At 68.1% G+C, this 13,077-nt stretch carries 12 protein-coding genes; 2 read left to right on the forward strand and 10 right to left on the reverse strand.

Annotated features, from left to right (window positions below; all coding sequences use genetic code 11):
- Nucleotides 1-26: 26 nt before the first annotated feature.
- The 9 genes from fliF to BXY45_RS14935 form a co-directional block, all read right to left on the reverse strand.
- Entirely contained in the window at nucleotides 27-1,634 is a 1,608-nt protein-coding gene (gene fliF / locus BXY45_RS14895; protein ID WP_109775290.1) for a flagellar basal-body MS-ring/collar protein FliF, read from the reverse strand.
- Nucleotides 1,634-2,050 (reverse strand): flagellar hook-basal body complex protein FliE, encoded by a 417-nt coding sequence (gene fliE / locus BXY45_RS14900; protein WP_109775291.1) that lies wholly within the window; start codon nucleotides 2,048-2,050, stop codon nucleotides 1,634-1,636. Before fliE ends, fliF begins: the two co-directional genes overlap by 1 nt.
- A 1-nt stretch (nucleotide 2,051) precedes the next feature.
- Nucleotides 2,052-2,468 (reverse strand): flagellar basal body rod protein FlgC, encoded by a 417-nt coding sequence (locus BXY45_RS14905; protein WP_109775292.1) that lies wholly within the window; start codon nucleotides 2,466-2,468, stop codon nucleotides 2,052-2,054.
- Nucleotides 2,469-2,478: 10 nt separating this feature from the next.
- Nucleotides 2,479-2,820 carry a flagellar basal body rod protein FlgB gene (locus tag BXY45_RS14910; RefSeq protein WP_109775293.1) on the reverse strand — a complete coding sequence of 114 codons (342 nt, stop codon included), beginning with the start codon at nucleotides 2,818-2,820 and terminating at the stop codon, nucleotides 2,479-2,481.
- Nucleotides 2,821-2,994: 174 nt separating this feature from the next.
- Nucleotides 2,995-4,275 (reverse strand): EAL and HDOD domain-containing protein, encoded by a 1,281-nt coding sequence (locus tag BXY45_RS14915; RefSeq protein WP_109775294.1) that lies wholly within the window; start codon nucleotides 4,273-4,275, stop codon nucleotides 2,995-2,997.
- A 12-nt stretch (nucleotides 4,276-4,287) separates the two neighbouring features.
- Nucleotides 4,288-4,683, reverse strand: a complete 396-nt coding sequence (locus BXY45_RS14920; protein WP_109775295.1) for a hypothetical protein — start codon at nucleotides 4,681-4,683, stop codon at nucleotides 4,288-4,290.
- Nucleotides 4,680-5,114: a flagellar export chaperone FliS gene (fliS, locus tag BXY45_RS14925; protein WP_109775296.1), complete on the reverse strand. Its 435-nt coding sequence runs from the start codon at nucleotides 5,112-5,114 to the stop codon at nucleotides 4,680-4,682. The genes BXY45_RS14920 and fliS overlap by 4 nt, the downstream gene beginning before the upstream one ends.
- A 55-nt stretch (nucleotides 5,115-5,169) precedes the next feature.
- Nucleotides 5,170-6,615: a flagellar filament capping protein FliD gene (gene fliD / locus BXY45_RS14930; RefSeq protein WP_109775297.1), complete on the reverse strand. Its 1,446-nt coding sequence runs from the start codon at nucleotides 6,613-6,615 to the stop codon at nucleotides 5,170-5,172.
- A gap of 106 nt (nucleotides 6,616-6,721) precedes the next feature.
- Nucleotides 6,722-8,011 carry a flagellin N-terminal helical domain-containing protein gene (locus tag BXY45_RS14935; RefSeq protein WP_109775298.1) on the reverse strand — a complete coding sequence of 430 codons (1,290 nt, stop codon included), beginning with the start codon at nucleotides 8,009-8,011 and terminating at the stop codon, nucleotides 6,722-6,724.
- A gap of 162 nt (nucleotides 8,012-8,173) precedes the next feature.
- Between BXY45_RS14935 and BXY45_RS14940 the strand changes: the two genes are divergently transcribed.
- Nucleotides 8,174-10,186 carry a tetratricopeptide repeat-containing glycosyltransferase family 2 protein gene (locus tag BXY45_RS14940; RefSeq protein WP_109775299.1) on the forward strand — a complete coding sequence of 671 codons (2,013 nt, stop codon included), beginning with the start codon at nucleotides 8,174-8,176 and terminating at the stop codon, nucleotides 10,184-10,186.
- Nucleotides 10,183-12,057, forward strand: a complete 1,875-nt coding sequence (locus BXY45_RS14945) for a glycosyltransferase family 2 protein (RefSeq protein WP_109775300.1) — start codon at nucleotides 10,183-10,185, stop codon at nucleotides 12,055-12,057. The genes BXY45_RS14940 and BXY45_RS14945 overlap by 4 nt, the downstream gene beginning before the upstream one ends.
- On the opposite strand, the gene BXY45_RS14950 is transcribed toward BXY45_RS14945, so the two are convergent.
- Nucleotides 12,029-13,006, reverse strand: coding sequence for a GNAT family N-acetyltransferase (locus BXY45_RS14950; protein ID WP_211319599.1), 978 nt, complete (start codon nucleotides 13,004-13,006; stop codon nucleotides 12,029-12,031). The genes BXY45_RS14945 and BXY45_RS14950 overlap by 29 nt on opposite strands.
- Between the last annotated feature and the right edge of the window lie 71 nt (nucleotides 13,007-13,077).

The following is a 13,077-nucleotide window of genomic DNA, read 5'->3' on the forward strand; positions in this document are numbered from 1 at the left end:
GGGACCAGTGCTGTCGATGCCATCGGTCAGGCCTTCCTGGAGTCAGCGAGCCAGCCGCGGAGGAGGTCGGCGACCTCGGCCGGCTGCTGGTCGACCAGCTCGCCGACCTCGGCGCGACGCAGCGCGGCGGGGTCCGGGGTGGCGGGGGTGAGCTGCGGTCCGCCCGCGGCGGGCAGGGCCATGCCGTCCGGTCCCACGACGGGGCCGGCGGGGTAGAGGCGCTCGAGCTCGCCGAGGTCCAGCGTCTCGCGGGCCGGGCGACGCTTAGCGGCGCGGCGCATGGCGATGAAGATGACGATCAGACCGATGAGCACGAGCAGGGCGATGGCACCCTGGCTGATGAGCTTGAACTGAGCGGCCTTGGCCTCTTCGGCCTCGGCTGCCTTGAGGTCCGCGGCAGCGCTCTGGGCCACCGAGGTGTCGAACGTCGCCTGGGTCACCGACAGGGTGTCACCGCGAGCGTCCTGGACACCGGCCGCGTTGGCGATGGTCTCCTGCAGCTGCGGCGCGGTCATGTTCTTGGCCGCGGCCTCATCGACGACGACGGCGATGGACTGCCGCTTCACCGAGCCCGGAGCAAGCTGCCGGGTGGTCGTCTTCTTGTCGATGGGGTTGTTGACGGTCGAGGAGTCCTTCTCGTAGCCCGTGCCGGCGCCCGCTCCACCGGGGTTGGTGGTGGTGCCGTCGAGGCCGAGCACGCCGTTGTTGCCCAGCGCGCCGCCGGTCTGACCGTTGGTGCCGGTGTACTTCTCGGTCTGCTTGGTCTCGGACAGCGGCGGGATGTCCTTCGGGTAGCTGAAGTTCTCCTCCACCTCGTTGGTCGTGTCGAAGTTCAGCTCGGCGCTCACCGAGGCGATGGCCTTGCCCGGGCCGAGCACCTTGTCGAGCACGCCCTGGATGGCCGCGGCCTTGTCCTTCTCGTACTGCTGGGTGCGAGCGTCGGTGGACCCCGAACCGGTCAGGCCCTGGCCCGCCGCCGAAAGCAGGCGACCCGTGGAGTCACTGACGGTGATCTCGGTCGGGTCGAGGTTGGGCACGCTCGAGGCGACGAGGTTGAGGATGACCTGGATCTGCTCGTCGGTCAGCGTCTTGCCAGGAGTCGTGTCGACCAGCACCGACGCCGTGGTCTTGCCCTTCTCGTCGGTGAAGACCGTGTCTTCGGGGACGGCGATGTGCACCACCGCGGTGCGCACGCCGTCGATGCCCTGGATGGTCTGGGCCAGATCCTTCTCCATGGCGCGCTGGAAGTTGGCCTTCTCCATGAACTGCGACTGGGTGAAGTTGGAGCTGGCGAACAGCGAGGAGCTGTCCTTGGAGCTGGGAAGGCCCGCTCCCGCGAGCTTCAGCAGCTCGGCGTCCTTGTTCTCCTGCGGCACCATGATGGTGCGGCCGCCGTCGACGACGTCGTACTTCACGCCGTCCTGGTCGAGGATCGCAGTGATCGCCGTGCCGTCCTCCCCCGAGAGGTTGGAGGCCAGCGGCACGAGGTTGGGGGTCGAGACCCACTTGCCGAAGGCGGTGGCGCCGAGCACCAGGACGGCAATGCCGATGACGGCAATCACCTTCTGCCCCAGTGACATGGCGGAGATCGACGTGCCGGCGCTCTTGAACCGGTCGAGCAGCTGCGGGGGCATCAGACCTGCATCCTCATGATGTCGTTGAAGGCCTCGAGGGCCTTGTTGCGGATGGCGACGGTGACCTCAGTGGCCATGGAGGACTTGGCGGCCGCGATCATGTAGTCGTGGACGTCGTTCAGGTCGCCCGTGGCGGCCTGGACAGCAAGGTCGGAGGCGTTGGCCTGCAGCCGCTGCACGTTCTCCAGGCTCGAGGTGAGCGTCTGAGCGAACGAGGAGCCGGTGGCACCGACGGCACCGACCCCGGTGCCGGTGCCCGTCGTGGCGGTGGTGGCGGTGGGCTGTCCCCCCGCCAGGGCCGCGGTGACGGCGGCGGCACCGGCGCTGGCGCCCGTGCCCGCTGTCGGGCCGAGCGAGCTGACGCCCGGCATGGTGCTGAGAAGGCTCGTGAGCCCCTCGATGGGTGGGAGGCTCATCTCACTTCTTTCCGATCTGGAGGGCTGCCTCGTAGGAGCTCTTGGCCCGGTCGACCACGGCGGCGTTGGCCTGGTATGCGCGCTGCGTCATGATCAGCTGGCCCATCTGGCTGGCGAGGTCGATGTCCGGGTACTTCACGTAGCCGTTCTCGTCGGCCAGCGGGTTGTCCGGCTCGTGGACCATGCGGCCGTCGGCCTTGCCGAAGGCAACGCCCGTGACGCGCACCCCGCCGGCCTGGTTGCCGTGCTCGGCGCCGTACTGCACCGACGTGGCGGTAACGAACCGCTGCCGGAAGGCGTCCGCGTTGGTGCGCGTCGCCGTGTTCATGTTCGACAGGTTGTCGCTGATCGCGTCCATCCACTTGCGGGCCACGGTCATACCGCTGCCCGCCGCACCGATTGCGTCGAAGAGTCCCATCGTCGCCGCCTCAGTTCGTCCGGAGCGCGGTCTGGACCGACGTGAGCTTGTTCGAGATCGCCTGCGTCAGCAGCTGGTAGCGCAGCTGCGTGTCGATGCTGGAGAGCGTCTCGGTCTCGAGGTCGACGTTGTTGCCGTCTTCGCGCGTCGGGTCCGTCGAGCGGCTCTCGGTCGGGCGGGCGGCGCCGCTGCCACCGGCGACGGCGGAGCGCAGGGCGCCCTCGAAGTCGACACGGGCGGCGAGGTAGTGCGGGGTGTTGATGTTCGCGATGTTGTCGGCGGTGGCGCGCTGACGCGCTGCCAGACCGTCGAGGGCGCTCTGCAGCGCGGTGGAGCTGATGGAGTCAAACACGGGAGGACCTCCACGAGCCGACCGGTGGACCTCTGCCGCGTGAGCGGGCGGGGTGCGCTGCCGGTGTGACCTGTGGCCGATCCGTGGCCGGTGGTGAGCTGTCCGTCGCTCAAAGGAGTTGTCGGCAGCGGCGCCGCAGTCCTTGAGCCGTTCGGGTGAGTGATGTGAAGCGAGTCAGCCTGCGAGCGAGTTCGCGATGTCCATGGCGCCCTTGAGCGCCTGCAGGTACGCCGAGGCCGTGCGGTCGTCCACGCCGTCGATCTGCTGGCCCGGAACGCGGTTCTCGCACGCCATGAGCGACTTCAGCGCCTCCCCCACCTCACCGGCGTGGTCGACGACGGCGGCGCGCACGCTCTCAGCGACGTTGACGTCGGCGAGCAGCTCCTCAGGGCTCACCCCGACCACCTCGGCCGTGGCCGAGAGCAGGCCGGCCGTGTAGGCGGTGTGCGGGTCGGAGGGCACCATCAGCGCGCAGGCGCTCGCGCGGTGCAGCACGTGCGTCATCACCACGCGCTGCTGAGAGCTGCTGCCCGTGGGGCTGAGCGCCGTCAGGGTGGCCCAGGAGGTGAGCGGCTTGGGGCCCAGCAGCACCATCGCCTGACGCACCGAGGAGACCTTGCTGGTGGAGGCGACCATCGACGACGACGCCGCACGCAGCACGCGCATGCTGAGGCCCGGGTCGTTCTCCACGAGGCGCTCGACGTCGCGCAGGTGCGTCTCGGGGTTGGTCAGCGCGGCGATGAGCTGCAGCGCCACGAGCTGGGAGCTCTGCAACGTCTTGGCGGTCAGCGTCTTCGGGCGCTCCAGACCGTAGCCCTGGAGCAGCTCCACGCCGAGCGCGAGGCAGAGGTCGAGGTCTTCGTCGGTCTCGATCCGCTCGACCACGATCTTGGCGCTCGGCGCCTCGCGGCGGACCAGCTCCACCAGCTCACCGACGCGCTCGCGGCGCTCGGGCTCGAGCACGAGCTTGACGTACTCCACGAGGGGCAGGGCCGGCAGGCGCCAGTCCTCGCCGTCGAAGTCGTCCAGGGCCAGCGCGTAGCCCTCGCCGCGGAGCCGCTCCATGCCGGCGAGCACGGCGTCGTCCATCGGGATGTCTTCGGTGATCTCGAGCACCATGCGGTCGGCGCCGGCCAGCAGCGGCAGGTCCCCCACCACGAAGGCGCGCGTGAGGTTGACGAAGAGCGGCAGGCCGCCGCTGATCTCCTCGGGGTCGAAGTCGGCGAAGGTCGCGGAGAGGATGTGCGAGGTCGCAGCATCGTGGTCTTCCACGGTCGTGAGCTCGGAGGTCTGAGAGCCCTCCGAGGCGCGGAAGAGCAGCTCGTGAGCGAAGAGGTCAAGGTCGGCTGTGAAAATGGCCTGTCGTGCCACCACCACCAGCACGGAGGCATCGGGGGCAGCCTCCGGTGCTCGCTGGTCGCGAGCGCCGTGTGCGGCGCGTCGAGTGGCGGTCATGGGGGACGGTCCTCAGGCCTCGGCGTCGACGTAGAGGGGGATGCCGGCGTGCGGCCGGACCTGCATCTCCTCCGCCGCACGAGCGTGGCGACGGTTGGCCACCATGGCGCGGGAGAGGTACGCGCCGGCGTCGAGCTGGCGGGCGAGCAGCACGCGGGCGCGGTGAGCGAGCTCCATCGGCATGGGGCCGAGGGAGCCGTCGAGCTGGTGGAACAGCCGAGCGCGCTGCGCGACGGCCTCGGTGGCCTCGGTCTGCGCGGTGGCGTCCGCGGCCGAGTGCAGCGCGTCGAGGAGGTTCTCGACGTCGTTGACGTCGAGCTCGAGCGCGTCCAGGGCATGCGTCCACGCGGCGCGCCACTGCGCGCCGTCGGCGGGACGGGTCGGGGGCAGGGAGACGGTGTGGCTCACGCGGTCATCCCTCCCATCGGCAAGCTGCGGTGCACCGGTGCGGTGCCGTCGCCGGCGCCCAGGCTGGTGGCTGCCTGGTTCCAGGCGTCGCGCAGGGGCTCGACCACGGTGAAGCAGGCATCGACGCGGTCGGCGTCCTGCTTGACGTTGGCTTGGGCCAACTCGGTGAGGAGGAAGGAGTACAGCGCCCGGAGATTGTCTGCCGCTTCCCAGTCGGATCCGTCAAGCGCGACCATCAGCGCGTTGACGATGCCCTGAGCGTTGATGAGCGCCTTGTGCGACGCCTCGCGCTCTCCAGACCGCAGCGCGGCGGCACCGCGTGCGAGGTCGGCCAGGAGGCGGTCGAAGAGGCGGAGCAGCATGACCTGCGGCGAGGCGCCGGAGGCGCCGTCCTCGATGAAGCGGGCGCGCATGGCAGCGGGAGCGGGCATGGGAGATCCCTTCCGTCAGCAGTGAGGGGATGAATAGCGGACGCGAGCCTCAGCGTCAGTTGTTGGGCTCGAGCTGCTTGAGTGCGGCGGTCAGGGCCGAGCTCTGCGACTGCAGCTTGGACAGCGCGGTCTCCATGGCGGAGTACTGCGCGGTGAGTGTCTTGGACCGGATGGCCAGGCGCACGTCCCAGGCGCTGATATCGCTGCTCAGGCGGGTATTGCTGGTCTGCATCGCCGCGATGAGGCGGCTGACGGTGCCAGTGGTCGGGCTCTTCTCGTCACCCGACAGGCTCGCCTGGCTTGCCACGGTGTTCACCGTGGTGCCGAGCTGCGTGAGAAGGGTGGTTGAGAGCGCCGGGTTCTTGGTGATGAACGCCGTGAGCTTGGTGGAGTCGACGGCGACACTGCCGTCGGACTTCACCTCGATGCCCGTGTCAGCCGTCGTGGCACCGACGGCGGCAGCAGCGTCGGAGACGGCCTTGGTCAGGGCGTCGGAGACACTCCGTAGCACGGAGTTACCGGCCAGCAGACCGCCGTTGACCGAGGAGGCCTTGGTGCCGGGAGCCGGCGAGGTGGTGTGGAAGTCGATGTCGGAGAGCACAGCAGCGATCTGCGAGACCACGTTCGACACCGACGTGGCCGTGGCTGCGACGTCGCGCGTAGTGACGACTGACACCGAGGTGTTGTTCGGCGCAGAGCCGGCGATCGTGAGGTCCAGTCCGTCGATGACCCCGGTAAAGGTGTTGGACTTGGAGGTCCTGGTGATGCCGTTGACCGAGATCGACGCGTCACGTCCAGCAGTACCGCGCGTGGTGCCGCTGTCAGCCGCCTCACCTGACACGACATCGTTGTTCGAGCCGTCCTTCAGCGTGAGGGAGAACCCCGGATAGTCGCCGGGAGGAGCGGTGACGAGGAGGTTGGTGGCGCCGCCATCGCCAGGCACCGGGACGGCGTTGACACCGGTGAAGTTGGCGTTGATCGCTGCAGCGACGTCGGCGGCGCTGTAGCTGGTCGCGGTGAAGGTCTTGGTCTGACCACCAGCGGTCATGGTGATGGGGAATGTTCCCGTACGACTCGGAGGTGCCCATCCTGGCGTCGTGGTCGCACTACCGGTGAACTGCCGCTGCTCGGCCTGGGCGGTGGTGTTCACCTTCACGTCAAGTGTGGTGGCGATGGGAGTACCGGTGATAGTGGCCGTTGCCACCTTGGCCGCGGTTGTGTCTCCCGCGCTGGTCGCACTGACGGACATCGTCTTGAGCGCGGTGCCACCGGACAGCGCTGCGGCGGAGGTGGTGAGCGAGGCGAGCTTGGCGTTGATGGCCTGGAGCGCGCTGAGCTGCGCCTGGCCGGTGGAGAGCTTGCCCTTGAGCAGGGTCTGCGGGGCTGCCTCGAGCGCGAGGAGGTTCTTCACGAGGCTCGTCGTGTCGATACCGCTGGCGAGGCCCGAGATGGACGCAAGACCGCTGGCAGACGTGTTGACGTTGGACGTCGACGAAGTCACAGGGAAGCCTCCGAAGGCTGACGAGAATCAGGGGGAAGGTGCTAAAGGGCCGAACACCGTGGCGCCGGACGAGTCGCCTCGCCCGGCGCCACGGTGTCGGGATGGGTCAGCCGCGCAGGAGGTCCAGGATGCTGCTGGGCAGGTTCTTGGCCTGCGACAGCATCGAGGTACCGGCCTGGGACAGGATCTGAGCCCGGGTGAAGGAGACCATCTCGGACGCCATGTCGGTGTCCGTGATGCGGCTCTGAGCGGCAGACAGGTTCTCAGCCGTGGTGTCGAGGTTGTCGACCGTGTACTGGAACCGGTTCTGCAGCGCACCGAGGGAGGCGCGAGCCGTCGACACCTTCTTGATGGCGTCGTCGATGGCGGTGATCGCGGACTGCGAGGTGCTCTGGGTCGTCAAGTCGAGCGAGGCCACGCCGAGGCCACCGGCGCTGAATGCCCCAGCCGCGACGGCCGAAGCGGCCGCGACGGCGTTGACGGAAGCGACGCCAGTGTTGCTCGCCGCCGCCAGGTTCAGGTTGAGGCCGCCCGTCGCCACGGTGGCAGCCACGACCTCGATCGTGGAGGAGACACCCAGCGCAGCGCCGGCAGCCGTCACCGTGAACTGATCGGTGGTGGCGCTGTAGCTGAAGGTCAGGCTCGAGCCGGCCTGGGTGTTGAGCAGGGTGACGATCGACGCCGCGACAGCGTCGTTCGCGGTGCTGGCGAACGTGCCGCTGACCGAGAAGTTCATCGTCACGCCGTTGACCTTGATCCGCAGCGTGGTCTCCGACGCGGAGTAGTCCGTCGACGTGGCGTTGGCGAACGTGCCGGTGCCGGTGAGGGACGCCAGAACCTGCGCCTGAGCGGTGACCGCGGTGACCGCGCTCGCCGCAGCCGCACCAGAGTCGATGGAGACGGCGATCTGGTTGCCGGTGGCGCTGGCGCCGTCGGCCTTGTAACCGATCTGGAAGTTGTAGCCAGTCTTGTAGGTGCCGTCGAGCAGGTTGACGCTGTTGAAGGACGAGGTGTCGGAGATGCGGGTGAGCTCGGCCTTCAGCGCGGTCGCCTCAGCGTTGATCGCGGTGCGCGAGTCAGCGCTCTGGCTGCCGTTGGAGGACTGGACTGCCAGGGTGCGCAGACGCTGCAGGATGGCCTGCGACTGGCTCAGAGCGCCATCGGCGGTCTGGACCAGGCTGACGCCGTCCTGAGCGTTCCTGGACGCCTGCTGGATACCACCGATCTGGGCCTTGAGGCCCTCGGAGATGGCCAGACCGGCAGCGTCGTCAGCAGCGCGGTTGATGCGAAGACCGCTGGACAGCTTCTCGAGCGAGCTCGACAGGCCGGCCTGGGTCTTGTTCAGGTTGCGGTAGGCGTTGAGGGCCTGGATGTTCGAGTTAACGGTCAGAGCCATGGGAAGTTCCTCCGTGATTGACTGGTGGTGCCTATCGAGCCCGTCCGTGGGCTGACACCCGTCCATCGGTCTCCGGTCCCGTCCGCTGAGGGTTTTCTCGAAGCGCATGGCACGTCGCCCATTCGGCTCAAGCGCACCGCTCGTGAGACCGATGAGCAGTGCATGGCATCTCCCTCTTCCCCCGAGGCGCACCTCACGCTCGTCCTCATCGACAGCGCGGGGCCAGAAGCCCTCGTGCGGTGCGCTCAGCAGGCTCTGCGCACCGGCTCGGAGTTTTCCCTGGTGCTCGTGACCGCCAACACCTCGTCCGTACCTGCCGCTGTCGGTCGCCGAGCACGCGTCGTGCGGAGCAGCACGACTGAGCTCGAGGCAGTCGCTGCCCAGGAGGCCTCTCGCAGTGCGCTCGTGGTACTCGCGCCCACGAGCACGGCCTTCTCGCGGGGCTGGACGGACGAGGTCCGCGCGCGTGCTGCGATGCACAGCCAGGCCATCAGCGTGTACGGAGCCTACGGGCGAAGTGTGCTCGTGGTGCCGGCAGAGGTGACCGACACGCACGGCACACGCTTGACGTGGATCGACGCGGCGTGCCTGCGGCTGCGGGGCCACGCGACCGGCGGAGCACGTCGGCAGACACTGGGAGCCGTCATGATCGTTAAGGATGAGGAGGACGTCCTTGACGAGTGCCTGACAGCCCTCAAGCCGTTCGTCGACGAGGTCGTCGTCTACGACACCGGAAGCTCAGACCGCACGGTGGAGATCGCCCGAAGTCACGGGGTGAAGGTCATCGAGGGATACTGGAACGATCACTTCGGCGATGCGCGCAACCGTGCGCTCGAGCACGCAACCTGCGACTGGGTGCTGCAGATCGACGCCGACGAGGTCATCACCGGCGACATCGAGGCCCTCCGCCGGCAACTCGACACTGAAGTGCACGATCAAGTGTCCCTCACCATCGTCTCCACCAACTACCGCGGCGGCACGACGGGCATGGAGACGCAGCCCGCGCGATTCTTCCGTCGCAACCTCTACCGCTGGACCGGCGCGCTCCACGAGTACCCGGACGCGCTGCCCGGCGTCACCATCCGCGGCATGTCACCCCAGCACTCGGCGATCCGGGTGCTCCACAGCGGCTACCAGCAGGAGAGGACCGAGTCTCGCGACAAGACGAGCCGGAACCTGGCCCTGGCGACCAAGGAGCTGATGGAGGCGTCAGCGGACGACCCCGCCCGTGCTGTCAAGCTGAGCAACCAGGGCCGCTCGCTGATGTGGGCCGGCAAGGTCGACGAAGCCCTCAGGGTCTTCGAGGAGCTGCGCAGCACTCAGGGCAACCCGACGTCGATTGTCAGCGGTGGCCGAGCTGCCATGGAGGGTCTCCTTGGGACCAACCGCCTCGACGAGGTGGAGCCGTGGCTCAAAGTCATGGCTGACAACGGCGAGTCCGCAGGAAACCTGGCGTTCTTCCGCGCGCGACGCCACCTGGCACTGAACGAGCACCGCGAGGCGCTCGAGTGCATGGAGGACGTCAAGGGTGGTCGAGGTGGCACGGACACCTGGGGAACTCCCTTCGACACGACGCGCATCGATGTCATCGAGGCAGCCGCGAACGTCGCCCTGGGTGAACCGGCTCGAGCAGCTGAGCTCCTCGTGGAGCTCGTCAGGACCAGCCCCGCAGCGGTTCCCTTCGACCTCCTCGTCCGGGCGGTATCTCTCGCCGGTCGCCCCCTGGAGGACGCGGCTGTGGTCGCCTCGCACGAGTTCATCGAGAGGACGATCCGCGAGGCAGCGGCTCAGCACCCGCTCCTGGCGCTCGCGTGGTTCGAGGCCCTCTTCACCACACACCCCGAAGACCCGCGTCCTGTAGTCGCCGGCAACGTGTTCGCGGTGCGCGCCGGGTGGCGTGTCGCCCTCGTCTGGGCGATGCGCGCGCTCGAGCTCGGCCTGTCCGACGTGAACGCACTGACGACGATGGCGGGCGACGCAGCGATGCCGCTGCACGACCGCTGCATGGCCAGCGCTCTCCTCGCCCAGTACTTCTCGCAAGCGGCTATGTTCGACCGTTTCGAGCAGCTGACGCAGGAGGCGAGCTCGAGCACCCTCGACACGCTCGTCGTGGACCTCCGTGAGATCGGCGTCGAGGTCAGCTCTATCGGATCCGAGAGCGCGGTCGGCTCGTGAGCACCCCTCGCGTGCTGCTGGTCATCGGCCAAGGGGCGGAGGACGCGGAAGACGAACTCGGGGCCCTGATAGCCGCTGCCACCGCGACAACGATGATCGGCTTCGACCCCGTCGCCGCGCGGACGACGACGTCCATGCGACGACCGCGCCATGTGGTCACGTGGCTGGTCGCGGAGTACCAGCCCGACATGATCGTCGTCATCGACGACCACCCTGGTTCCGGCTCCGTCACGCTGCCGACGTCCCACGACGCCGTCCACGTCACGCGCCAGGTGGCTCTCGCGGTGCTGTCGTGCATCGAGAAGGGGAATCTCGAAGGACCCGCCCGACCCATCTCCGAGGTCGGTGCCGCACGGACTGATGACTCCGACACGTCGAACGCGGCGGCGGTCCTCCTTCGCTGGCACCGCAACGCCCCGATGCCGCGACCGCAGGTCACTGATCGCAGCCCGCGCGTCACCATGCTGGTCTGCGTCTACAACCAGGAGCCCTACCTCCACGCGACGTTGCAGTCAGCCCTGGCCGACACGTACGACGACTACGAAGTGCTTGTCCTGGACGACGGCTCGACAGACGCCAGCCCATCGATCATCCAACAGTACTCCGGCAACCCGCGACTGGTGTCGGTACGTCAAGAGAACCTCGGCGGCACCGGCCGTATGGACCTCGTTATCAACCGAGGCCTGAGGGCGGCTCGCGGAGAACTCATCGCCATGATGGGCGGCGACGACGTGTCGCTCCCCCATCGGCTGACGGCTCAGGTCGCGGCGTTCGACGAGGATCCTGGGCTCGGTGTGTGCCACGGTGGCGGCTATTTCATCGACGCTTCAGGGGAACGCCAGGGGTCGTTCAGCCTGTCGGTCCCCTACGACGAGCTGTCGTTCCTCCGAGACATGCAGCGGGTCAACCTCGTGTCACATCCGTCGGTGATGCACAGCAGGGCTTCGCTCGAGACGGTGGGCTGGTACGAGGAGGGAGTCGCCTGCGACTACCACTGGTGGCTGAAGGCCGGTGGTCGCATCCGCTTCCGGTACCTGCCACAGCGGCTCGTCGAATACCGGATCCACGACCGGTCGCTGTCGACGACCGCCGAAGGTATGGCGCGCTGCGGCCTTGAAGCCCGCCGACACCGCCGGCTCGTGGCAGAGCGCCGAGATCTGGATGACTACTTCCCCGAGCTGCGTGGGCGGACGGAGTCGGGTCTCTGGCACGACGCCGCGCTGGAGCTCGGAAACCGGCTCATCAGCGCTGACCCCGTCTTGGCCGCGCACTTCTACCAGCTGGGCGCTGAAGCCCGACAGAGCCACCGGGCCAGCTACAACCTCGCGGTGGCGCACCACCTGGCCGGGGAACGGGACGATGCGATCGCCGCTGCGGCGCTGGCTGCAGCGGGCAGCACTCGGGGTGCCTCTCTCCACGACGCACTCCGCAGGGGTGCCGTCGCCGACGTCGACCTGTTCGCCCCCGACTCGGACTTTAGCCAGGAGCTGGGCGCTGCTCGCGCCGGGCTCGGCACCGACAAGCGGATGTGGGACGGCTCCTTCGTGTCCGTGGCCAGCGCCTACGTGGCGCTGCCTTACGGGCAGGACGCGCAGAACCGGCAGGCCCTCCAGGCGTGGAGCCGCCACACCACGGCGACGTCCCCGGTGAGATGGGTCTACCCCGACCTCGGTCACGGGTTCGAGGCAGTCCTGGCCCGGCTCGCCGACGCCGCCAGCGACGTCGTTGACCTCTCCGCAGCAGGCGAGATTGCCATCGAGACGGTCGAGGACTTCTGCCTCCTGCCGCCAGACCCGGGCCGCCCGACGGGAACGCTCGTTCGGTCAGGTGACGTCGCGTCCTTCACGGGGTGGATGACTGCCCGCGCTTGAGGGAGTACTCGTAGGTAGCCACCGTCACCGAGCGCCCTCCGAACATCTCCTTCTGGCGCACCAGCCCCTCATTGAGGTGCCTTCCGCCCGACTCGGTAGAGATGCCAAAGCTCAGGTAGGCGCGGTCGGCGTACACGTCTGCGATCAGGCGGCTGATCACCAGGTCCAGGGCGCCGACTCGACGACCGTCGTCTCCGCAGGCCAGGTACTGGGTGTGCACCGCGGCTCCGCAGTCGAAGACCACCGCGCCCGCCAGCATCGCGCTGTCGGCGGCGTGGGCGCCGTAGAGCTTGATGTGCGCCGGAAAGCGCGACCTTAGGAGGAGCATCTCACTCAAGGTGTGGGTGGGCACCGTGCCGTGCCGCTCTCGCAGGACCTGCGAGAGGAGCGCGAAGAAGGCATCCCAGTCATCTGACTCGGTGAAGCTGAGGCTGGCGCGGCGTGCCCGCCTCAGGCCATCCAAGCGACCCGATGAAGGCCGGATGCCGGCTTGGATGGTCACGACGGAACTGACGTCGTGCTTGGTCTTGATGGCACCTCGCCTGAATAGGGCGTACTCGTCCTCGTCAGCCGGCAGACGGTGATAGACGCGGGGAACCATTTTGTAAGTGACCGAGACCACTCCGCGATCGGCCAGGTGCTCGTCCATCGCGTCGAAGACCACCAGCATCGTCGGCAGGGTCATCTTCTCGTCCGTGACCCACCCGCCGTAAGTGAGGCCACCGTGGCTACGGAGACGTGACCCCGTCTCGCCGTGGACGACGTCAGCAGGAAGCACACCGATCAGCCGCTCCCCGGAGAAGGCCAGGAGGGAGGCATCCGTGAATCTGGCCTCATGGTATTCGACGAACGATCGCTGCAGCATGAAGGTGCCGTTCTTCGAGCCAGCCACAAACTGGTCCCACGCGTCTTCAAGGTGCCTGGTGTAGGGCACGATCCGCACGTCCACAACAGCATCGACCTCCTCACGACGTCCTCGAGCCTCACCCGTCCGATGGCTCGCCGGATGTTCAGAATGCC

Origin of the sequence: Quadrisphaera granulorum, from assembly GCF_003149145.1 — a bacterium.
Lineage (GTDB): Bacteria > Actinomycetota > Actinomycetes > Actinomycetales > Quadrisphaeraceae > Quadrisphaera > Quadrisphaera granulorum.